The organism is Saccharothrix stipae, from assembly GCF_054781895.1.
The window spans coordinates 518,436-540,866 of the sequence record NZ_BAAGTN010000001.1 but is presented as its reverse complement, the minus strand read 5'-3'; the positions used below and the strand labels follow the sequence as shown (position 1 = coordinate 540,866).

Genomic DNA, 22,431 nt, shown 5'->3' with positions numbered 1-22,431 from the left:
CGGCGGGATCCGCCCCCACCGGACCTCGGAACGGAAGGGGAACTTGATGTCAGTGTTCGGTCACCACACCCCCACGGGTGCCGAGCCACCCTCGGGTGGCCGCAGACCCGGCCGCCGTGCGTCGTCGAGACGCGATGCCGCGCTGAACGCGCCGCCGTTCTCCCCGACGGGCCAGGAGGGCGGCGTCGTCCTGACGGCGATCGTCGCGGTGGCGGTCACCCTGTCGCGCCACTCCGGAGCGGTGCTGTCCGGCGACGGCCCGCAGACCGGCCACCTGCTCGGCGTCCTCCTGGACGTCCTGTTCACCATCCCGGTGGTCGGCGCCGCCGTGTGGCTCGCCGCGCGGACCGCGTCACTGCTGGGCATGACCGCATCCCGGCGCACCGCGGGCGCGGGCACGGCGGCGTTGCTGTCGCTGTACTTCGTGCCGCTGTACGCGCCACCGGCCGCCGTGCTGCCGGGGCTGCACCAAGTGGTGGGCGTGACCGGTGGGGGCGTGCACGCCGCGCACCAGTCGGCCGGCCCGGACCTGGCCGGTCTCCTCGGTCACGGCCTGCTCGCCGCCGTCGCGGCCCAGCCGGTGGTCCTCGTCGCCGGCCTGGTGGTGCCGGCGATCGTCGCCTGGGCCAACCGGGCCGCCGTGCCGCGGCGAACCGGTCGCCGGAGCCCGGCCCACCTCGCCACGGCGGTCGCCTCGATCGCCGTGCTGGTCGCCGGGATGTTCCTGGTGCCGGCGGCGGTCACCGCGCCGGCCGCGAGCGCGCAAGGGGAAGCCGGGACGTCCGCGCACGTCGGTGGCTGCGGCAGCGGTGTGCCGACCCGGACCTACAACGTGCTGGCCATCAACGTCGACATCACCATCAACCGGTTCGGCGACCACGACCCGTTCGGGTTCATGTTCGTGCAGGCCGAGAAGCTGACCGAGGTGCGGGCGCAGGAGGCGGCGCTCAAGGCCAACGCCGCGCCCGGCTCCGACGGCGGTGGCGCGAAGGTGTCCGCCGGCCTCGGGCAGGACCCGATCCAGCCGCTGATCCTGCGCGCCCGGCTGGGCGAGTGCCTCCAGATCAACCTCACCAACCGGCTGACCGCCGCACCGCGCGGCGGTCCCGGGTTCACCGGCGTCCCGGTGATCACCCAGGCCGGTGGGGTGCCGTCAGTCTCCATCGACCTGGCCGGCGTCGCCTTCGACGCCGCGCAGGGCGCCGGTGGGCAGGCGGTCGGCAACAACCCGACCAACGTGATGGTGCCGCCCGGCGGCACCTACACCTACCGCTACTTCCTCGACCCGCTCATGGGTGAGGGGGTCAGGGTGTTCCGCAGCGGTGGCGACTCCACCCAGTTGACCCTGCACGGCCTGTTCGGCGCGGTGGTGGCCGAGCCCGCCGGGTCGACCTGGCTCGACCCGGACACCGGCGCGGACCGCACGGACGACCGGACGTTCAACAGCTTCGCCGCCATCATCAGGCCGGGCAGCGGCACGGCGTTCCGCGAGTTCACCCTGCTGTACCACGAGATCGGCGACGAGATGTTCAACCTGCGCCGACCGCCGCGGGAGACCGGCACGCCGATCAGCTGCCTGCCCGCGACGGACGGGCTCGGTGTCGGCGACCCGTTCGCCATGCGGGACGAGGGCGGGATCGCCAACTGCGGGTACGGCACCCTGTCCTACCGGCCGGGCGCGCGGGCGCTGAACTACCGCAGCGAGTCGTTCTACCGGCGGCTGGAAACGCAGGCGCGGCGGGGTTTGCAGACCGACGGCACGCTGGACGCGGCCGAGTCGCTGACCTACGGCTCGTACGCCAACGGTGATCCGGCGACCCCGATGCCGCGCTCGTACCTCGGCGAGCCGACCAAGATGCGACTGGCGCACGCCGGCGCCGAGACGCTGCACGTGCACCACCTGCACGGCGGCGGCGACCGCTGGCCGATGAACCCCAACGCGGTGGCGAACAACTTCGCGGGCGGGTTGCAGAAGAACCCGCCGAACAACGCCTCCTCGGTCATGCTGGACTCGCAGACCCTCGGCCCGGCCGAGAGCTACGACGCCAGGATCGAGTGCGGCGCCGGCGGGTGCCAGCAGGCGGCGGGCGACTTCCTGTGGCACTGCCACATCGCCCACCACTACATCGCGGGGATGTGGTCGTTCTGGCGGGTGTTCGACACCCGGCAGCCCGACCTGGCCGTGGTACCCGGTCGGACCGCCCCGCCGACGGCGGTGACCTCCCAAGGGTTGATCGGCAGGACCGTCGAGGGCCGGACGGTGATCGGGTCGGGCACCCCGACCGGCACCCAGGTGCTGCTCTCCGACCTGGTCGAGCGCCAACTGCCGCCGCCTGGCGTGCGGCTGGACAACGAGGACGCCACGGTGTGGGACTGGCAACGGGCCGGCACCGCGACCGCACCGCTGTACCAGGGTGAACCGGAGACGACCGAGGTCTGGGCGAACTACCGGTCGCCGACACCCGGACAGCGCAACCCGATCCTGTTCAACCCCGGCAACGGCCGGCCCGCCTGGCCGTTGCTCAGACCGCACCTCGGCATGCGGCCCCCGTTCGCGGGCAACGGCCACAGCGGCGCCGCGTGGCTGGGCGAGACCGGCTCGTCGACCAGACCGGACGGCATCTGCCCGGCGAACGCGCCGGTGCGGACCTACAACGTCACCGGGATCAGCGTGCCGATCCAGGAAACCCTGCGGGAGCGGGACCCGGCCGGGACGGTCTTCGTGCTCAACGAGGACAAGGACAAGGTGCTCGCCGACGCCAGGAACGGGGTGAAGGCGCCCGACCCGCTGGCGATCCGGTCGAACGTCGGCGACTGCGTGGCGATCACGCTGACCAACGAGATGAACCCGGAGCAGCAGCCGAAGGTCAACATGCACACGCACTTCGTGCAGTTCGACCCGCAGAGCTCCGACGGCGTGATCACGGGCCTGTCCTTCGAGCAGTCCGTGTACCCCAACGCGCTGGAGGCCCGCACGGTCACCGCGGCGACGGCGGCCAATGCCACCCAGGTCACCGTGTCCGACGTGGCCGAACTGCGCACCGGCGTCTCCATCGCCGTCGGCAGCGGCAAGGCGAACATCGAGATCCGGCGGATCACCGGGATCGCCGGCACCACGCTGACGTTCGACCGCCCGCTCTCCTCGGCGCACGCGGTCGGTGAGCCGGTGTCGGTCGAGTTCGTCCAGTACCGCTGGTACTCCGACGTGGACAGCGGCACGGTGTTCTGGCACGACCACGTGAACGGGCTGGAGTCCTGGTCCCACGGCCTGTTCGGCGCGCACATCATCGAGCCGCGCGGCTCGACCTACCACGACCCGCGGACCGGTGCCGAGGTCCGCAGCGGCACGATCGTGGACATCCGCAACACCAACCTCGTCGGTGGCGGGGTGCGCGGGTCGTTCCGCGAGTTCACGGTCTTCCTCCACAACGGCCGGCGCGGTAGAGCCGAGCTGACCGCCGACCCGGCCGCGGTCGGTCGGATCGACCGCAACGCGGGTCAGGAGTGCGAGGAGAGCTCGATCAACCTGAGAGCGGCGCCCATCGGGGAACGAACACCACCGGGCCCGGACACCCAGCAGAGACAGGAGTTCAACGGCGGGCTGCTCTGCCGCAACGCGACGAGCCGGGTCGACGACCCGACGGCCGCCAACACCGTGGCCGCGACGGTGACCGCGGTGGACCCGTACGTGTTCTCCTCGGTCAAGTACGGTGATCCGACGACACCCCTGTTCCGGGCCTACGCCGGTGATCCGGTGGTGATCCGCACGATCGGGGTCGCCGATCGGGTCGAAGCACTGCGGGTGCAGGGTCACCGGTTCGCCCGGGAGCGGTTCAACGGCGACGGCGAGGTGGTCGACGCGGCGACGACCGGTATCTCGGAGCGCTTCGACTACGTGCTCGACGGGGGCGCGGGTGGTCCGCAGCGGATGGCGGGCGACTACCTGTACTACAGCACCCGCAACTTCGCCTTCGAGTCCGGCGGATGGGGCATCTTCCGGGTGCACGACCGGCTGAGGTCGGACCTGCGGCCGCTGCCCGACCGGACCGCACCGCCCAGCGGCACGGGGTTCCCGATCCTGACCCAGGCGACCGGGAACACCCAGGCGACGCCGGGTCCGAACCCGCCGGCGCCATCGGCCGCCGTGGTCTCCTCGACGGCCGACCCGTGCGCGGCGACCGCCCCGGTGCGCGCCTACGACGTGTCGGTCTTCAACCAGGTGCTGCCCACCGCCCCGCAGGCCGACACCGACGGCGTCATCTACTCGTTGACCGCCGACGCGGCGGCCATCAGAGCAGGCACGAAACGGCCGGAACCGCTGGTGCTGCGGGTGAACCAGGGTGACTGCCTGGAGGTGACGCTGCGCAACCAGGTGGCGGCCGGCACCCGGTACGGCGGCACCAGAGCCGGGTTCGACCTCGGGAAGCTGGTGACCAACCCGCAGACCTCGGCGGGCAGCGCGGTCGGGCTCAACCCCGACACGACCGCGGCGGCCGGGCAGGCGTTCACCTACCGGTTCGCGGCCGACAGGCTGCTCGGCACGTCGATCTTCCAGAACCTCGGCAGCCCGGCCTCGATGCGGCACGGCGCCTATGGCCAGGTGATCGTCGAGCCGACCGGGTCGACGTGGTTCGACAGCGCCGGCGGCGCGCAACTCGGTGCGACCAGGACCAGCACACAGGCCGTCATCCGGGCGCCGGGCGGGAACTTCCGCGAGTTCGCGCTCAGCTTGGGCTCGAACGACCAGCACTTCTCCAAGAGCATCACCGAGTACCAGGACGTGGTCGCCGGCGCGGGCGTGAACAGCCAGTTCCCGCTGTTCAACCGGCCGGTGGCGAACGCGCCGGTGTTCAACCACGTCAACTACTCCAGCGCGCCGATCACGACGCGCGTCGGGTTGACCACATCGCCGCCGAACCCGGATCCGGCTTGGGAGCACGCGTTCAGCTCGACGCGGTTCGGTGATCCGGCGACGCCGGTGTTGCGGGCGTTCGCCGGTGACCCGGTCGTGCTGCGGCTGGGCATCGGGGCCTCCGACCAGTTCCACGTGTTCGGCGTCGGCGGGCACGTCTTCCCGCAGGAACCCGGCATGTGGAACGGGGGCACCGACCAGCGGTCGCAGCTGTTGCCGTCCCGGTCGTTCACCGCGGGTGCCACGGCGGAGATCGAGGTGGTCGGCGGCGCGGGCGGAACCACGCGCTCGACCGGCGACTACCTCTACGGCGACATGCGCCAGCCGTTCGCCCAAGCCGGGATGTGGGGCATCTTCCGGGTGCTCCCGGCCGGAGCGCCCGGGCCGGTCGCGCTGGTCGCCTCGGCACCGGGGCTCCCCGCTGTCTAGCCACTGGGAAGGAGGAGTGCGCATGTCCCGGTTCCTCGTCCGGTCCGGCGTCGTCCTGACCGCCGCCGGAGCACTCGTCGTGGGCGGCGGCTCGCTCGCCGCCGCGCACGTGAGCGTCCACGCGGACGAGGCGGTGCGGGGCGGTGCCGCGGAGATCGCGTTCCGGGTGCCGACGGAGAGCGACACCGCCGCCACGGTCTCGGTGCGGGTGGCGCTCCCGCTCGGGACACCGATCGCCGGGGTGGCCGTCCTCCCCACCGCCGGGTGGACCTACCGGGTCACCAGGACGACGCTGCCCGCCCCGGTGTCCGCGGGCCACGGCGACCAGGTGTCCGAAGTGGTCGACCAGGTCGAGTGGAGCGCGGCGAACCCGGACGCGGCGGTCGGACCGGGCGAGTACCAGGTGTTCCGGATCGCGACCGGGCCGTTGCCCGAGACCGACCGGCTGGTGTTCAAGGTCGTGCAGACCTACGACGACGGCCAGGTGCGGCGGTGGATCGACGAACCCGTCGCGGGCGGCCCGGAGCCGGAGCACCCGGCCGCCGTGCTGACCGTCTCCGCCCGACCCGCGGCCGGGCACGACCACGGCGGCGTGGCGAACCCGTCGCAGGGCGGCCCGGTGACGACGCACCAGGCCACCGCGCCGGCACCGGCGTGGTGGACGGCGGTGGCCCTCGCCCTGGCCGCGATGGTCACGGCGCTCGGCGCCGTGGTCGTCTCCCTCCGCGCGTTCCGACGCGGAGGAGGTGAGCCGCCGACCACTTGAACAGTCGCGCGACGGCGAGGACCCCGGGCCGGTGCCCGGGGTCCTCGCTCGACCGCGTCGTCAGAGCGACGTCAGCGCCGGCACGATCGCGGCGGGCGGTGGTTGCTCGGCGACCTCCTCGCGCAACCGCTCGGCCGCCTCGCGGTAGGAGCCGTCGGCGAGGAGCTCGTCCACCGCCGCGCGCACCAGGTCACAACCGTTGTGGTTGGCGCGCAGCTCTTGGTACCGCAGGTGGATCCCGGCGCCGGTGGCGGCGAGCCTGCTCGCGGCGAACTCCGCGTCGGGCCTGCGGCTCACGACCAGTTGGGGCGCGCCGGACCAGGCGGCGCTGAGCGTGGTCCGGTCGCCGCCCTGCTGCACGATCACGTCACACCGGGGCAGCACCAGGTGCAGCGACGCGGACCGCGCCACCCGCACCGCGTCCGGCAGCTCGCCCAGCATGGCGAGCTGCTCCGCGCAGGCCACCAGGACGATGTCCACGTCCAGGGTGCCGATCGCCTCGATCACCTGGCGGTACGGCCCGGCCGCGGCGCCACCGAGCGCGCGGGCCATCGTGCGACCCCACGTGATGCAGATCCTGGGTCGCGGCAGGGGTTCGTCCGGCCACGACGGCGCCTCGCCGGAACCGTCGTGGGGCACGTACCGGACCGGCAGCCAGGGGTCGTCGGCGGGCGCGGGGCGCAGGGCGGGCGGCGTCGGGTCGACCGTCAGCGCGGAGCCGGTGGTCGCGTCCACGCCGAACCGCTCGAACATCCGCACGTACGAGGGCAACGGCCGGTCACCGCACCACTCCGGACGTGCCACCGAGGTCGGGCCGAACAGGTGGCGGACCGCCGGGACGCCGAGCACCGCGGCGGCCACCGCGCCCGCGTAGCCGACCGCGTCGTGCACGACGACGTCCGGCCGCCAGGACCGGCCGAACGCCACCAGGTCGTCCGCCACCGCGTCGGCGGCGCGGACCAGCGCGTCGCCGAGTTCGGCCAGGTGCGCGCGCCGGCGGTCGTCGAGCAGGTGGCGGTCGACCGGCCAGCCGGCGGGCCAGGGGTCCTGGCGGCAGATCGTCGCGAGGAACGCGCTCCGCTCCGGCCGCACGGCCGCACGACCGACGACGACGGTCGGCAAGCCGGTTCGGACCATGTCGTCGGCCGCTCCCGGCGCGCCCGCGAGGCGGACGTCGTGCCCGGCCGACCGGCAGGCCCGGGCGAGCGGCACGATCGGGAACAGGTGCGCCCGCGGGGCCGTGAACAGCATTCGCATGGCCTCTCCCGCCGTGCGTCGACTCCCGCCGCCCGACACCGCGCCGGGGTCGGTGCGGCGCGGGTGTCATCCCGCTCGTTCGAGGTAGAAGTGGTCGCGCCGGAAGTAGTCCGCCCGGCCGCTCCCGTCGGTGAACCTGGTGTAGGCGTCCACGACCAGCAGCCGTTTGTTGAGGTACCCGAGCAGCGCCACGTCCGACGACGGGAAGCGGTAGTGGGCGGACAACGCGGTGGCGAGGTGCCCGGTCGCGCTGTCGGTGAAGACGGCGCAGGTCGTCCCGCCCCACTCGATCGGATCGGGTCGCCAGGCGCCGGTGGCCTCGATCCGGCGCACGCCGCGACGGTCGGAAATGGCGATCCGCAGTATTCCCGTGGTCGCTTCGTGGTAGTTGAGCCAGGTGCCGAGCAATGGTCCGGCATCAATCAACGAGTCCATCATCGCGGGCCGCCTCACCGGTGGAAGAACTCGCGGCTGAAGTAGTCGGCCCGGCTGCTGCCGTCGGTGAACCTGGCGAACGTGTCGAGCACCAGGATGCCCTGTTTGACGTAGGCGGCGAGCGACGCGGTCCGGAAACCGAACTCGAACACGGCGGTGAACGCGATGGCCGTGTCGGCGGTGACACCGGCGGCGTACGGCGTGGCGCGCACCCGGCCCCAGTCGACCGGTTCGGCCGCGGCAGCGCCGAAGACCCGCACCGACAGCGCGTCGCCGACTTCGCTGAGCCGCAACTCCACGGCGCCTCTCGCGTGGTGGTCGGTGGCGAACCAGGTGCCGAGCAGGCGCTCGGTCGACAACGTGACGACACCGTCCGACGCCCGGGGCGGCACCGTCGCATCGGGGATCTCGTCCTCGGCGCAAACACTTCGGATCACCGTCATCTGAATCCTCCGCGATGGAATGGCGAACAGGTCGCAGAGCGGCGTCGACAAAGCATATCGGATCGGCGAGGGCGGCACCGCCCGCCTGTTTCACTCAAGCAGTGGTAAACCCTTGAGTAGAAAGAACCGCGGGTAGGACGGGACCCCTCGCGTCACCGATCAGCCTGGTGCCGCACCGTGCCACCGCACGTATTCCGAGAGCTCCGCCCGGCGGGGGTGGAACGCGTTCACCGGCGCCGTCTCGTCCGGGTAGCCGACCGCGAGCCCGCACACGACGAGCCGATCGGCGCCCAGACCGAGCACCTCGCGAACGGTGTCCGGGTACCCGGCGACGCTGACCTGCGGGCAGCTGCCGAGGCGGCAGGCGACCAGGCCGAGCACGACGCCCTGCACGAACATCCCCAGTTCCAGGAACTGACCGGGCACGGCGTCCGCCGGGAGGTGGAGGATCAGCTCGACCGGAGCGCCGTAGAAGGCGAGGTTGTCCCGCAGGTGCCGGCGGCGGGCTTGCTCGTCGTCGCGTGCCACGCCCTTGGCGCGCAGCACGCCCGCGCCCGCCTCGTGGGCCCTCGCGTCGGCCTCGGGGGTCGTCCGCGCCGGCCGGGCGGCGTAGTCGGGCCTGGTCGGCACGCCGCGGTCGAACTGGTCGCACAAGGCGCGGGCGAGTTCGTCGCGGCGGTCGCCGCGCAGCACCTCCACTCGCCACGGCTGTCCGTTGCGGGAGGACGGTGCGGCCGTCGCGGCGGCCCGGAGCACCTGCTCCAGGACCCGTGCCGGCACCTCCGCGGCCACGAAGGACCGCTTGCTGTGCCTTGCTTCGAGGATGGCGACGAAGCCGTTCCAGGTGCTGTCGTCCATGTCATCGTCCCGGTCTGGTGAGGGGAAGTGGGGGATGTGCGGCGACGCCGTCCCGATGACCGTTCAGGCGACGGCGACCTCGGCGTCCACGGTGGACACCTCGAACTCCGACGTGCGCACCCGGACTTCGAGCCGCCACGTCCCGGGCATCGGCACGGTCACCCGGTCGGCGACGTACCGGCCGGGTCCGGCGCCGGCCAGCGGCACCACCAGCGGGCCGACGCCGCCGGCCGCGAGGCTGAGTCGCGCGGTCACCTCGGGCACCTCGCGGTTGACACCGTGCCGGTCCCGCACGTTGACGACGACCTGGTTGTCGCCGACGCGCGCGGGCGACACCCACACCTGGACGTCTCCGTCGGGGATCGCGTGCGCGTCGAGGTACGGCCCCGTCACGGCGGCGACCGGTGTCGGCCGCACGCGGTCCGCCGGCGGTGCCACGACCAGGGCGGCGGTCAGGCCGAGAACCGCGGCGGCGACCAGGACCTCCACCCCGGCCGACCGCTTGACCGACCCGGTGGCGCCCTGGCGGACCGCCACCGCGGACAGCCAGGCCAGCCACGCCAGGACGGCGAAGCCGCCGACCTTGAACACGACCAACGAGGCGTACGACGAGCCGGACAGCAGGCCGGACGTCCCCGCGTTGCGCACGGCCAGCAACCCTCCCGAGACGAGCAGGACGACGACCGGGACGAGGGCCGCCCTGGAGAACCGGTGCAGCGCCCGGGTCGCCCCGGCCCCCGGGTCGCGCCGCCACAGGACGCACGCGCAGAGCAGTGCCAGGCCTCCCAGCCACACCGACATCGCCAGCAGGTGTGCCATGTCGAGCGCGACGGCGAGCACCGGCCAGTCACCCGTCACGGCGTGCCCGGTCGAGCTCCACGTCGCGACCAACGCCACCGCGACCACCGCGGCGGCACGGGTGGTCCCGCGTTTCCGCAGCACACCCGCGATCGCGAGGAGCACGAGCCTGGCCGACACCAGGAGGCCGTAGCGGGACGTGATCGTGTCGGCGAGCAGCCGGAGGTCGAACACCGACGTCAGCGGTGCCCCGGTGGCGTTGACGCCGTGCAGGAGCAAGGTGGCGGTCGTCGACGCCAGGGCGGTGACCCACGCGGTCCGCAGCACCCGCTCCGCCCGTCGGTCCGGGCGCCAGCACGTGGTGAGGAAGAACGTGCCGCCGATCAGGAGCGCGATGGCGCCGAACCCGATCCACCGCACCAGCCAGAACACCGCCGCGACGGCGCCGTCGGCACCGCTGAGCGTGTCCTCGCCGGCGAGCGGCGCGGCCTGTGCGGCGCCGACGCTGAACACGAACGCGCCGTGCACCGGGTGCGAGTCCGGGGAGAGGACCCGCCAGGTCACCGAGTAGACGCCGTCGGCCAGGCCGTCCGGGAGCGGCACGCGGACCCGGGTCGACTCCGCGACGGCCGGCGCGGTCTCGACGCGTTGTCCACTTCGGCCGAGCACGGCGATCCCGTCCCGCGTCAAGGTGACCGGCTCGGTGAACCTCAACACCACCTCACGCGGCGCGGACGCGAGGTGCTCGCCGTTGGCCGGAGCGGACCCGGCGAGTTCGGCGTGGGCCAGGGCTTGCGGCGCCGAGAGGAGGAGCCAGCCCGCGACGGCCAGGACCGCCACCAGGAGCTTCGGCACGGCGCCTCACCCCTCCAGCAGGCCCAGGTCGTGGGCGACGACCACGGCCGCGGCCTTGCGGTGCACGCGCAGCTTGCGGAACAGGTTCCCCTGGAGGTTCTCCACCGTGCGCACGGAGATGCCCAGCTGCCGGGCGATCTGCTTGGCGGACAGGCCCTGGGCGATCGCGTCGAGGATCTCGTGCTCGCGAGGGGTCAGCGTGAGCCGCCACCGCTGCCCGTCGCCGTGCCCACCGCCCGACAGGTCCGTCGACTTCACCGCCAGGTAGCCCTCGGCGGCCAGCCGCACGGCGGGCACCAGCAACGAGTCCACCCGGGACACCGGCAGCACGGTCGTGCGGGGCGACACCGCCTGCTCCATGTGGTGCGGACCGCGTTCCCGGCTGGTCAGCACGACCGTGTGGCGGCCGCTGTCACGCCGGCCGTCCACCGGGTCGATCAGGATCTCGACGGGTGCGGTCTCGTCCTCCAGCACCGTGATCCGGCTCGCGTCGAGCACCTCGCGGGCACGCCGGGCGATCGGCCCGTCCTGCGGTCTCAACAGGACCCGCAGCCTGGTCCCGTCGCCCGACGCGCCGACCCGTTCCACGTCCGTCGCCGGCGTCAGCAACCCGAGGCGGAGGGCGTGACCGGCCGCGTGGGCCTCGTTGTGCACGCCGAGCTTGGCGTAGATGCCCCTCTTGTGCCGGTCGACCGTGTTCGGGCTGATGCCCAGCTCGATCCCGATCTGCTTGGGCGCGCAGCCCGCGCACAACAGGTAGAGGACCTCCAACTCCCGTGCGGTGAGCGACGCCTTCCGGTGCGTGGCCCGCGCGCTCTCCACGAGCAGCGTCGGCGCGCGGATGGCTTCCAGCAACAGTTCCAGGCCCTTGGCGTACTGCACCAGCGCGCCGACCCCGGCCTCGTAGGCGAGGATGATGTGCGCCACGGGGAGCGCCTGGTGCAGGCCGATCGTCCTCATCGACCGGCCGGGCGGCAACAGCAGGGACACCAGCCGTTCGTTGCTCCACCGCGGCTCGTCCGCCTCGAACACCGCGACCGACGGGCGGCGCAGGTCGCAGAGCCGGACCAGTTCCGAACCCCAGGCGGTCGTGCCTATCACGTCGATGTCCGGCTCGCGGTCCAGCAGTGCCGCGAGCATTTCGCGAAACATCCGGCTGTGGTGTTGCAAGACGACGGTATGAGGATGGGTGTGCGCCATGCCCGGACCTCGTTCGTTTCGCTCGATACGCACGGCGGCGGCAAAGACGAGCCGGTCGTGGAGTGCGATTGCGGGAAATTCCGCTCTCCGCGTCCGGTGCGGCGGCCTGCACTGGGAGCGCTCCCCGAAACTATATCGGGACACGTCCCCGACGGCAAGGTCGAGGCGGTGAATTGTCGACTGGAGGAAAGGTGTGTGCGATTCGAGCGAATGCCCGCGCGCGTCGACGCTATTGCCGGGCGATCGACCGGCGGCAATTGTTCCTCGTCGGATCGGCCGAGCCCCGGTGGGTGCTCCCGTCTTCCGATGCGTGCTCCCGGCCGGCGGCACGGCCCCGTGGTTAGCACGCTAACACCGGGATCGTGCCTGGCCAAGAGTTAGTTTCAGGAAGAGTCGAAGCCTGTCTCAGTCCGTACCGGGTCAGATCGGCCGGACGTCCACCCAGAAGCGGGTGTCGTTGCCCAGGTTCGCCGAGTTGCTGTTGAGCTGGTCGCGGATCCAGTAGATCGCGGCCTTGTAGCCGTTGATGTCGCTGGTGTTGGGGTTGTTGATGCCGGTCTGGCCGTTGCGGTGGCCGCCGAACCAGGTGTTGATGCCGTAGGCGTTCTGGCTCTGGTGCAGGCAGGAGATGTCGGCGGACAGGTTGCTGTTGAGCGCGGCGCCGTTGTTCCACTGGGACGTCGTCTGACCGCGGAACCGGTCGCACTTGCTGCGCAGCATGTACCAGTTCTGCTTGAAGATGCCGAAGTTGGCGGCGTCGTCGCGCTTGTTGTCGCCGTAGGGGTAGTTGGTGTCCATGCGCTCGGTCTCCAGCATGGCCACGGCCAGGTCGAGCACGTTGCCGCCCGCGTTGCGGACCTGCTGCTTGCGGCTGCCCAACCCGCTGATGCTGTAGGAACCGCACCTCATCCCGGACGGGCAGGCGGCGGTGGCGTTGCCGTCGGCCCGTCCGCCGCGCACGACGCAGGACCGGCTGTTCTCCCAACCCCACCCGTCGCCGTCGGGGTCGGTGGAGCCGCCGTTGGTGCAGTAGGGGTAGCCGTTCGGCGCGTTCTCGGCGGCGGCCGGACCGGCGCCGAGCAGGGCTCCCGCCAGTGTCAGCAGTGCGGCGACCACGACCGCGGTGAGTCTCGTCATGCCCTCTCACTCCTTTGTGCGAGTCGACGTGCGGCGCGGCGGCGTACTCCGATGTTGGCACGTTTACCGTTTAAGTCAATACGCCGCCCAGCGGGGTTGATGCACTGCTGACATGCACTTGAGCGGTTAAGTGAATCGCGCGAGCGGTGCTCACGTGGAGCGAGGAACGGCGCCCGGCCGCCGGCTGGGTGAGAGCCGGCTCTCACGGCCGTCAACAACGCGTCAAGGAACTGGTCGAGGGTGTCAAGGACGCGTCAGGCCGCCCCGCTCGGTCGATCGGCGGAAGCACCCTTTCCGGTGATGCGGTTCCGACGGTGGATCGCGTGGAGTCGGGAAAGGGGCAACGCTCATGGCCGACCTGGCCTATGCGCTGCTGTTGATCGGTGTGTTCCTGTTGCTCGCGCTCGGTGTGCGCGGCCTGGAGAGGTTGTGAGCGGCACGGGGGTGGTGGCCAACGCCGTCGGCGGTGTGCTCGCCCTGGTGCTGCTCGGGTACCTGTTCGTGGCGCTCATCCGTCCGGAGAGGTTCTGATGTCCTCGACCGCCGCCGGCTTGTGCCAGGTCGGCTTGCTCCTCGTCGCGTTGGCCGTCGTCCACCGGCCCTTCGGCGACTACATGGCCCGCGTCTACACCAGCACCAAGCACACCGGGGTCGAGCGGGTGGTCTACCGGGTCGCACGCGTGGATCCCGACTCCGAGCAGCGCTGGAGCACGTACGCGCTCGGCGTGCTCGGTTTCTCCTTCGTCGGTGTGGTGCTGCTCTACGTCCTGCAACGGGTGCAGTCGTTGCTGCCGTGGGACTTCGGCCGCGGGAACGTGCCGCCGGGGATGGCGTTCAACACGGCGGTCAGCTTCGTGACCAACACCGACTGGCAGTCGTACGTGCCCGAGACCGTGATGGGCCACGGCGTGCAGGTGGTGGGCCTGACGGTGCAGAACTTCGTGTCCGCCGCCGTGGGCACGGCCGTCGCGGTGGCGCTGGTGCGCGGGTTCGTCCGGCACCGGACCGACCGGTTGGGCAACTTCTGGGTCGACCTGACCCGCGGCGTGGTGCGCGTCCTGCTGCCGGTGGCGTTCCTCTTCGCGATCGTGCTGGTGGCCTCCGGCGTGGTGATGAGCCTGAAGTCCGGTGTGGACGTCGACGGGCGGGTCGTGGCCATCGCGCCCGTCGCGGGCCAGGAGGCGATCAAGGAGTTGGGCACCAACGGCGGCGGGGTGCTCAACGCCAACTCCGCCCACCCGTTCGAGAACCCGAACGCCTGGTCCAACCTGATCGAGGTCTTCCTCATCCTGCTCATCCCCGTGTCGCTCACCCGGACCTTCGGCACGCTCGTCGGCGACCGCCGGCAGGGGTACGTGCTGCTGGGCGTGATGGGCGTGCTGTGGAGCGCGATGCTGGCCGTGATCTGGACCGCGGAGGCGAACGGGCTTCGTCCGCTGGAGGGCAAGGAGCTGCGGTTCGGCATCCCCGGCAGCGCGCTGTTCGCCAACGCCACCACGGCCACGTCCACCGGCGCGGTGAACTCCATGCACGACAGCTACACCGGCCTCGGTGGTGGGGGACTGCTGCTGAACGTGCTCTTCGGCGAGATGACTCCGGGCGGTGTCGGCACCGGGCTCTACGGCATCCTGGTCATGGCCGTGATCGCGATGTTCCTGGCCGGGCTGATGGTCGGCCGCACGCCGGAGTACCTGGGCAAGAAGCTGGGCCGGCGTGAGGTCACCGCGGCGGCGATGTCCATCCTGGCCATGCCGACCGTGCTGCTCGTCGGCGCGGGCGTCGCGGCGGTGCTGCCGTCGACGCGGGACGCGCTCAACAACCCCGGCGCGCACGGCCTGTCCGAGATCCTCTACGCCTACGCCTCGGCGTCGAACAACAACGGCAGCGCGTTCGCCGGCATCACGGTCACCGACGACTGGTTCCAGGCATCCCTGGGCGTGTGCATGGCGCTGGGCCGCTTCGTGCCCGTCGTCGCCGTCCTGGCCCTCGCGGGATCCCTGGCCGCGCAGAAGAAGGTGCCGGTCACCGCGGGCACGCTGCCGACCACCGGCCCGCTGTTCGCCACGCTGCTGGGCGGCTCGATCGTGCTCGTCGCCGCGCTGACCTTCGTCCCAGCCCTCGCCCTCGGTCCCATCGCGGAGGCCCTGCTGTGAGCACCGGCACCACCAACCATCCACAGTGGACTGACGAGGAGTTCCGCGAACCCCGCGAGCGGACCCCGCACCACCAGGTCGCGGCGGGCGTCTTCAACCCCCGGCAGCTGCTGACCTCGTTGCCGGACGCGCTGCGCAAGCTCGACCCGCGCCACCAGGCGCGCAACCCCGTGATGTTCGTCGTCTGGGTCGGCTCCGCGCTCGTCACGGTGTTCGCGATCGGCGACCCCGGCGTGTTCACCGTGACCGTCGCCGCGTGGCTGTGGCTGACCGTGCTGTTCGCGAACCTGGCCGAAGCCGTGGCCGAGGGCCGGGGCAAGGCCCAGGCCGACTCGCTGCGCAGGACCAAGACCGACGCGGTCGCCCGGCTGACCGACGGCCGCACCGTGCCCGGTGCCGAGTTGCGGGTCGGTGACCTGGTCGTGGTCGAGGCGGGCGAGGTGGTCCCCGGTGACGGCGACGTGGTCGAGGGCATCGCCACCGTGGACGAGTCGGCGATCACCGGTGAGTCCGCGCCCGTGATCCGGGAGTCCGGCGGTGACCGCTCGGCGGTGACCGGCGGCACCACCGTGCTGTCGGACCGGATCGTCGTGCGCATCACGGCGAAGCCGGGGGAGACGTTCGTGGACCGGATGATCGCCTTGGTGGAGGGCGCGCGGCGGCAGAAGACGCCTAACGAGGTCGCGCTGACGATCCTGCTGTCGACGTTGACGATCATCTTCCTGCTCGCCGTGGTGGCGTTGCAGCCGTTCGCGGTCTACTCCGGCGGCGAGCAGTCGGTGATCGTGCTGACCGCGCTGCTGGTGTGCCTGATCCCGACCACGATCGGCGCGTTGCTGTCCGCGATCGGCATCGCGGGCATGGACCGGCTCGTGCAGCGCAACGTGCTGGCCACCTCCGGCAAGGCCGTGGAGGCCGCCGGTGATGTCGACACGCTGCTGCTGGACAAGACCGGCACCATCACCTGGGGCAACCGGCGTGCCACCGGACTCGTCCCGGTGCGCGGCACACCGCTGGACGTGCTGGTCGACGCCGCACGGCTGTCGTCGCTGGCCGACGGCACGCCCGAGGGCCGCAGCGTGGTCGAGCTGTGCGCGGTCGAGCACGGCCGTCGCGCCGAAGCCGACGCGCACGAGAAGACCGGCGTGTTCGTGCCGTTCACCGCCCAGACCCGGGTCAGCGGCATCGACCTCGACGGCCGGCGGGTGCGCAAGGGCGCGGCGAGCGCGTTCACCCTGGACGAATCGACCCGGACGGTGGTGGACGGGATCAGCGAGCAGGGCGGCACGCCGCTGGTCGTCGCCGAGGACGACGTGGTCCTGGGCGTGATCCGACTGTCCGACGTGGTCAAGCCCGGGATGCGGGAGCGGTTCGCCGAGCTGCGCGCGATGGGCATCCGCACGGTGATGGTGACCGGCGACAACCCGCTCACCGCCCGCGCCATCGCGGCCGAGGCCGGCGTGGACGACTTCCTGGCCGAGGCCAGGCCCGAGGACAAGATGGCGCTGATCCGGCGCGAGCAGGAGGGCGGGAAGCTGGTCGCGATGACCGGCGACGGCACCAACGACGCACCGGCGCTGGCCCAGTCCGACGTGGGCGTGGCCATGAACACCGGCACCTCGGCCGCCAAGGAGGCCGGGAACATGGTGGACCTGGACTCCGACCCCACCAAGCTGATCGAGATCGTGCGGATCGGCAAGCAGCTGCTGATCACCCGCGGCGCGCTCACCACGTTCAGCGTGGCCAACGACCTGGCGAAGTACTTCGCCATCCTCCCGGCCATGTTCGCCGTCATCCACCCCCAGCTGGACGAGCTGAACATCATGCGACTGGGCTCGCCGCAGTCGGCGATCCTGTCGGCGGTGATCTTCAACGCGGTGATCATCGTGGTGCTCATCCCGCTGGCGCTGCGCGGCGTCCGGTACGCACCCTCCGGCGCGTCCGCGCTGCTGCGGCGCAACCTGCTGGTCTACGGCCTGGGCGGCATCGTCACGCCGTTCGCCGGGATCTGGCTGATCGACCTCCTCGTCCGACTCATCCCCGGAATCGGGTGACCGCCTCGTGAACGCGCTCGTCAGGCAAGCACTGGCCGGACTTCGGGTGCTGCTCGTGCTCACCGTCGTCACCGGCGTGCTCTACCCCGCCGCGGTGTGGGGCGTGTCCCGGCTGCCCGGCCTGCACGCCAACGCCGAGGCCGTCGACACCACGCTCGTGGCCGTCCCGCGTGCGGGGGACCGGTGGTTCGTCCCCAGGCCCTCGGCCGCCACGCCGCCCGCCTCGGGTGGCTCCAACAAGGGCGAGCGCAACTCCGACTACGACGCCGTGGTCGCCCAGCGCCGCACCGAGGTCGCCCGGCGCGAGGGTGTGCGCGAGGACCGCGTGCCGCCGGACGCCGTCACCGCCTCGGGTTCCGGCCTGGACCCGCTCATCAGCACCGCCTACGCCGAGCTCCAGGTGCCCCGCGTGGCCAGGGAGAACGGGCTGGGCGAGGATCGGGTGCGACAACTGGTCGCCGAGCACGAGCACGGCCGTGCGGCGGGCGTGCTCGGCGAACCCGGCGTCAACGTCACCGCGCTCAACCGGGCGCTCGACACCGCGAGATGAGAACGGACGGGCGGCTCCGGCGGCCGCACGGACCGATGTGGACGAAAGAGCACACTGGAGCCGTGGACGGCAAGCGCAAACGCGGAGAGCTGCGGATCTACCTCGGCGCCGCACCCGGCGTCGGCAAGACCTTCGCCGTGCTCGGGGAGGCCCACCGGCGCCGCGAACGCGGCACGGACGTCGTGATCGGGCTCGTGGAGACCCACGGCCGGGACCGGACCGCCGCCCTGGTGGACGGGCTGGAGGTCGTCCCGCGCCACGAGGTCCACTACCGGGGCGCGAGCGTCGGCGAGATGGACGTCGACGCGGTGCTCGCCCGCGCGCCCGAGGTAGCGGTGGTGGACGAGTTGGCGCACACCAACGCGCCCGGCTCCCGCAACGCCAAGCGCTGGCAGGACGTCGAACAGCTGCTCGACGCGGGCATCGACGTGCTGTCCACGGTCAACGTCCAGCACCTGGAGTCGCTCAACGACGTGGTCCGGCGCATCACCGGTGTCGAACAGCGCGAGACGGTGCCCGACGAGGTGGTGCGGCGGGCCGGGCAGGTGGAACTGGTCGACATCACCCCGGAGGCCCTGCGCCGCAGGCTCGCCCACGGCAACGTCTACGCCGCCCACAAGATCGATGCGGCGCTGGGCAACTACTTCCGGGTCGGCAACCTCACCGCGTTGCGGGAGCTGGCCCTGCTGTGGGTGGCCGACCAGGTCGACGTGGCGCTCCAGCGGTACCGCACCGAGCAGCGCATCACCGACACCTGGGAGGCCCGCGAACGGGTCGTCGTGGCCATCACCGGCGGCCCGGAGAGCGAGACGCTGGTCCGCCGGGCCCGCCGCATCGCCGTCCGCGCGGGCGCGGAGCTGCTGGTCGTGCACGTCCTGCGCGGCGACGGGCTGGCCGGGCCGCCGCCGGACTCCATCGCGGCGCTGCGCAAGGTCACCGAGCACGTCGGCGCGACCTTCCACACCGTGGTCGGCGACGACGTGCCGACCGCCCTGCTGGAGTTCGCCCGCGGCGTCAACGCCACCCAGCTCGTGCTGGGCACCTCGCGCCGCTCGCGCCTGGCCCGCGTGTTCGACGAGGGCATCGGTGCCACGGTCGTGCAGGCGTCCGGCCCGATCGATGTGCACATGGTCACCCACGAGGAAGCCCGCCAGGGGTGGCGCCGACGCCTCGACCGCAGCGCGCTCGCCCGGTCGCGGCGGCTCCTGGGCTGGGCGTTGGCGCTGCTGCTGCCCGCCGCCGTCACCGTCGCGGGCGTGCTGACCAGGGACGAGGTGTCGTTCTCGACCGATCTCATCGGGTTCTTCCTGGCCACCGTCGTGGTGGCGCTCGTCGGCGGGCTCGGCCCGTCGGTGGGCGCCGCCCTGCTGGGTGCGGGCCTGCTGAACTACTTCTTCACCGAGCCGTACTACAGCCTGGCCGTGGCGACCCCGGGCAACCTGGTCACCCTGATCGGGATGCTGGTCGTGGCGGCGCTGGTCGCGCTGGTCGTGGACCGGGCGGCCAGGCTGTCGGAGCAGGGCGCGCGGGCCCGCACCGAGGCGGCCCTGCTCGCCTCCTACGCGCGCACCGTCCTGACCAGCCCGCACCCGTTGGCGCGGCTGCTGGAGAAGGTGCGGGAGAACTTCGGCCTGGAGTCGGTGGCGCTGCTGGAGCGGCACGACGGCGAGTGGGAGCGCGTCGCCTTCGTCGGCCCCACGCCGTGCGACGAGCCGGACGACGCCGACGTGGACGTGCCGGTGACCGCCGACGTGCACCTCGCGCTGCGCGGCCGCACCCTGCCCGCCGGTGATCAACGAGCGTTGGAAGCCGCCGCCGGGCAGGCCCTGCTGGCGTTGCGGCAGCAGCGCATGGCCGCCGAGACCGCCGAAGCCCAGCGCCGGGCGGCGACCACCGAGCTGCGCACCGCGATCCTCTCCGCCGTCGGGCACGACCTGCGCACCCCGCTCACGTCGATCAAGGCCGCCGTCGGCAGCCTGCGCGACCCGCACCTGCGGCTGTCCACCCGGGACACGGCGGACCTGCTGGAGACCGTCGAGGTCTCCGCCGACCGGCTGACCGGGCTGATCGACAACCTGCTGGACTCCTCGCGCCTGGCCACGGGTGCGGTCGCGCCGCGACTGGACCCGGTCACCTACGACGAGGTCGTCGCCCGCGCCCTGGCCGGCATCGACGGACGTGCGGCGGTCGCCGTGGACGTGCCCGAGGACCTGCCACCCGTCGCCGCCGACGCGGGCCTGCTCGAACGGGTCGTGGCCAACGTGGTGGACAACGCCCTGCGCCACGGCAGGCTCGTCCCGCGCCGCACGGTCGACGTCGACGGGGACGGCCGCGTCACCACCGACGAACCCGTGGTCGCCCTGCGCGCCAGCGCCCACGGCGACCAGGTGGAGCTGCGCGTGGTCGACCACGGCCCCGGTCTGCCGAAGCACACCGCGGACACCGCTTTCGCCCCCTTCCAGCGCCTGGGCGACCGGGACAACGTCCCGGGGGTCGGCCTGGGGTTGAGCGTGGCCAAGGGGTTCACCGACGCCATGGGCGGCACCATCACCGCCGAGGACACCCCCGGTGGCGGTCTGACCATCGTGCTCTCGTTCCCGATGGCCGACGCGACGGCTACATGACCGCTCGGGTCGGGGGAGGGCATTCGCACCGGCACCGCGGCGTCGCGCACCGCGCCTACGCCACCGCCTCGACCCGGGCGCGAGCGCGGCGGACGGCGTACTCGTGGTCGGGGAGCTTGGCCCCGGCGCCGTAGCGGCCGTGGTACATGACCAGGCGCACCTGTTCGCGCTGGAGTTCCCGCAGCGCCTTGGCCGCCTTGCCGCCCCTGGCCTTCTTGAGCTGCCGGCGGGCGTGCCGGCGCCGCCGCAGGGACGTCAGGTCGGCGCGTTCCTCGGGCGTGATGAGGTCGTCGGCGACGAAGTGGTCGGCGAGGACCTCCAGGTAGGAGCCCTCCTCCTTGCCCGCGAGCCGCCAGATCAGGTAACCGACGATGGCGACCGGGATGGCCTTGATGAGGATCGGGACGAAGAACCCGAGGTCGGCGAAGGCCGGTGAGTTCCAGAAGAAGTGCAGTGACCACGCCGCGGCGAAGGCCGCCACGGCCACACCGACGCGTTGGGCGAACGGCTGGTGGCGGCGGGTCAGGAAGTACCCGATGCCGTACGCGGCGATGGAGGTGAACATGGCGTGGCTCCAGATGCCGCTGACGATGCCGCGGGTGCCCAGCATGGCGGCGACGGGCAGCAGTTCGTTGTCGATCGGGAAGGCGATGGCGGTGTTGATCGAGTAGGACAGGTCCTCCAGGACCTGGAACCCGAGGCCGACCACCGCGCCGACGGCCACGACCGACAACACCGTCGGGAACTGGTTGCGCGCCACCAGCACCAGCAGGATCACACCGAGGACCTTCAGGGTCTCCTCGACACTCGGACCGGCCAGCGCGGCGCCCCAGTCGGCCGCGTACTGCGGACCACCGAGCTTGGCCGCGAGCGAGAAGATGGCGCCGTTGGCGGAGATGGCGAGGTAGGTCGCGGCGAAACCGCCCCAGGTGAACGCCAGCACGTAGCCCAGGGGCGGATGCTGCTCGAACAGGTCCAGCGACCGGAAGAACAGCAGCACGGGAATGGTGTAGAGCGTCCACACCACGATGCCGAACAGCACCGCGACGGGCACCACGCGGTAGGCGGTGAACAGTTGGGTGGCCTCGAAGAACAGGCCGTTGGCGATGAAGAACAGCATCACCCAGAACGCCACCCGCCGTGGCTGGAAGAAGCTGTCGACGCCCACCGGGGCCACCAGGTCGGGAGTGGACTTGACCTGCGTCACGAGCGCGCTCCCGTCATCCGGATGCTGTCGACCATCCCGTCGATCTGGCCCGCGGTCCGCTGGTAGGTCTCCACCGCGCTGGGCCCGTAGGCGACCACGGACACGTCGGACTGCTCGTCCACCACGATCCACGCCCGGCCCTGGACGTGCGCGCCCACGTAGGCCAGCGCCACGCCGGTCAGCCCGCCGTCGGTGTGGAAGGACGCCCCGTCCCCGGTCAGCTGGATCGAGCCGTCGGCGGTGATGCCGCGCTCGGTGCGCTCGACCTCCTCGGCCAGGGTGCCGTCCCACTCGTTCGCGTTCACGGTGAACGTCGCGCCCTGACCGGCCACCCGGGACGCGCTGCCCGGCGTGGTGCCCTCGCGGAGCAGCGACCACCCGTCGGCCGGCACGTAGGTCACCCCTCTGCCGACCTCGATGGTCGTCCCCGGCGCGATCGCCTCGGCACCGGAGGTGTTGTCGTCGACGACCACGAGCGTGCCGACCAACAGCAGGATGACCGCGACCACGATCAACGACCCCCACCACGTCCGGTACGGCTCGCGCCGGGGCAGTTCGGGCAGTTCCGCCGTTCCGGTACCGATCACACCGCCACCTCCGCGGTCGAGCCGAGCCAAGCCGGACGAGTATGGGCACGGGGGCTGTCGCCCGCATGACGAAATCGGGGTCCGACCCCCGAGCGCTCCACTCGCGTCCGGGCACCGGTGAGCCCACCCGCGCGCGTGGCACGCGGTCCTGCCGAGCGCGGGAGGG

16 protein-coding genes are annotated in these 22,431 nt (G+C 72.1%); 7 read left to right on the top strand and 9 right to left on the bottom strand.

Going from position 1 to position 22,431, the window contains the following annotated elements; genetic code table 11:
- The first annotated feature begins 46 nt into the window (after positions 1 to 46).
- Both ACYVLT_RS02350 and ACYVLT_RS02345 read left to right on the top strand, forming a co-directional pair.
- Positions 47 to 5,341 (top strand): hypothetical protein, encoded by a 5,295-nt coding sequence (locus ACYVLT_RS02350; RefSeq protein WP_461118386.1) that lies wholly within the window; start codon positions 47 to 49, stop codon positions 5,339 to 5,341.
- Positions 5,342 to 5,363: 22 nt separating this feature from the next.
- Positions 5,364 to 6,107, top strand: coding sequence for a YcnI family copper-binding membrane protein (locus ACYVLT_RS02345; protein WP_461118385.1), 744 nt, complete (start codon positions 5,364 to 5,366; stop codon positions 6,105 to 6,107).
- A gap of 60 nt (positions 6,108 to 6,167) precedes the next feature.
- On the opposite strand, the gene ACYVLT_RS02340 is transcribed toward ACYVLT_RS02345, so the two are convergent.
- The 7 genes from ACYVLT_RS02340 to ACYVLT_RS02310 all read right to left on the bottom strand — a co-directional run bounded on the left by ACYVLT_RS02340 (position 6,168) and on the right by ACYVLT_RS02310 (position 13,090).
- Positions 6,168 to 7,364: a glycosyltransferase gene (locus tag ACYVLT_RS02340; protein WP_461118384.1), complete on the bottom strand. Its 1,197-nt coding sequence runs from the start codon at positions 7,362 to 7,364 to the stop codon at positions 6,168 to 6,170.
- Positions 7,365 to 7,430: 66 nt separating this feature from the next.
- Positions 7,431 to 7,697: a hypothetical protein gene (locus tag ACYVLT_RS02335; protein ID WP_461118383.1), complete on the bottom strand. Its 267-nt coding sequence runs from the start codon at positions 7,695 to 7,697 to the stop codon at positions 7,431 to 7,433.
- A gap of 116 nt (positions 7,698 to 7,813) precedes the next feature.
- The gene (locus ACYVLT_RS02330) at positions 7,814 to 8,242 is read right to left on the bottom strand and encodes a hypothetical protein (protein ID WP_461118382.1); all 429 of its coding nucleotides are present in this window, start codon (positions 8,240 to 8,242) and stop codon (positions 7,814 to 7,816) included.
- 159 nt (positions 8,243 to 8,401) lie between these two features.
- Complete coding sequence (locus ACYVLT_RS02325; RefSeq protein WP_461118381.1) at positions 8,402 to 9,100, bottom strand: nitroreductase; 699 nt, start codon at positions 9,098 to 9,100, stop codon at positions 8,402 to 8,404.
- Between the two features lie 63 nt (positions 9,101 to 9,163).
- Positions 9,164 to 10,753 carry a copper resistance CopC/CopD family protein gene (locus ACYVLT_RS02320; RefSeq protein ID WP_461118380.1) on the bottom strand — a complete coding sequence of 530 codons (1,590 nt, stop codon included), beginning with the start codon at positions 10,751 to 10,753 and terminating at the stop codon, positions 9,164 to 9,166.
- Between the two features lie 6 nt (positions 10,754 to 10,759).
- Positions 10,760 to 11,893, bottom strand: coding sequence for a LuxR C-terminal-related transcriptional regulator (locus tag ACYVLT_RS02315; protein WP_461118379.1), 1,134 nt, complete (start codon positions 11,891 to 11,893; stop codon positions 10,760 to 10,762).
- A 480-nt stretch (positions 11,894 to 12,373) separates the two neighbouring features.
- A complete protein-coding gene (locus ACYVLT_RS02310; RefSeq protein ID WP_461118378.1) occupies positions 12,374 to 13,090 on the bottom strand; it encodes a carbohydrate-binding domain-containing protein in 717 nt (238 codons plus the stop codon).
- A 429-nt stretch (positions 13,091 to 13,519) separates the two neighbouring features.
- On the opposite strand from ACYVLT_RS02310, the gene kdpF reads away from it, so the two are divergent.
- Genes kdpF through ACYVLT_RS02285 form a run of 5 tightly spaced genes read left to right on the top strand, consistent with a single transcriptional unit; the run spans position 13,520 to position 20,471 of the window.
- On the top strand, positions 13,520 to 13,621 hold the full coding sequence (gene kdpF / locus ACYVLT_RS02305; RefSeq protein ID WP_461118377.1) for a K(+)-transporting ATPase subunit F: 102 nt from the start codon (positions 13,520 to 13,522) through the stop codon (positions 13,619 to 13,621).
- On the top strand, positions 13,621 to 15,243 hold the full coding sequence (gene kdpA / locus ACYVLT_RS02300) for a potassium-transporting ATPase subunit KdpA (RefSeq protein ID WP_461118376.1): 1,623 nt from the start codon (positions 13,621 to 13,623) through the stop codon (positions 15,241 to 15,243). Before kdpF ends, kdpA begins: the two co-directional genes overlap by 1 nt.
- A complete protein-coding gene (gene kdpB, locus ACYVLT_RS02295) occupies positions 15,240 to 17,297 on the top strand; it encodes a potassium-transporting ATPase subunit KdpB (protein WP_461118375.1) in 2,058 nt (685 codons plus the stop codon). The genes kdpA and kdpB overlap by 4 nt, the downstream gene beginning before the upstream one ends.
- A 7-nt stretch (positions 17,298 to 17,304) precedes the next feature.
- Positions 17,305 to 17,847: a potassium-transporting ATPase subunit C gene (locus ACYVLT_RS02290; RefSeq protein WP_461118374.1), complete on the top strand. Its 543-nt coding sequence runs from the start codon at positions 17,305 to 17,307 to the stop codon at positions 17,845 to 17,847.
- 35 nt (positions 17,848 to 17,882) lie between these two features.
- The gene (locus tag ACYVLT_RS02285) at positions 17,883 to 20,471 is read left to right on the top strand and encodes a sensor histidine kinase (RefSeq protein WP_461118373.1); all 2,589 of its coding nucleotides are present in this window, start codon (positions 17,883 to 17,885) and stop codon (positions 20,469 to 20,471) included.
- A 55-nt stretch (positions 20,472 to 20,526) separates the two neighbouring features.
- On the opposite strand, the gene ACYVLT_RS02280 is transcribed toward ACYVLT_RS02285, so the two are convergent.
- Positions 20,527 to 21,678 carry a PrsW family glutamic-type intramembrane protease gene (locus tag ACYVLT_RS02280; RefSeq protein WP_461118372.1) on the bottom strand — a complete coding sequence of 384 codons (1,152 nt, stop codon included), beginning with the start codon at positions 21,676 to 21,678 and terminating at the stop codon, positions 20,527 to 20,529.
- Positions 21,675 to 22,265, bottom strand: coding sequence for a hypothetical protein (locus tag ACYVLT_RS02275; RefSeq protein WP_461118371.1), 591 nt, complete (start codon positions 22,263 to 22,265; stop codon positions 21,675 to 21,677). The genes ACYVLT_RS02280 and ACYVLT_RS02275 overlap by 4 nt, the downstream gene beginning before the upstream one ends.
- Positions 22,266 to 22,431 lie beyond the last annotated feature (166 nt).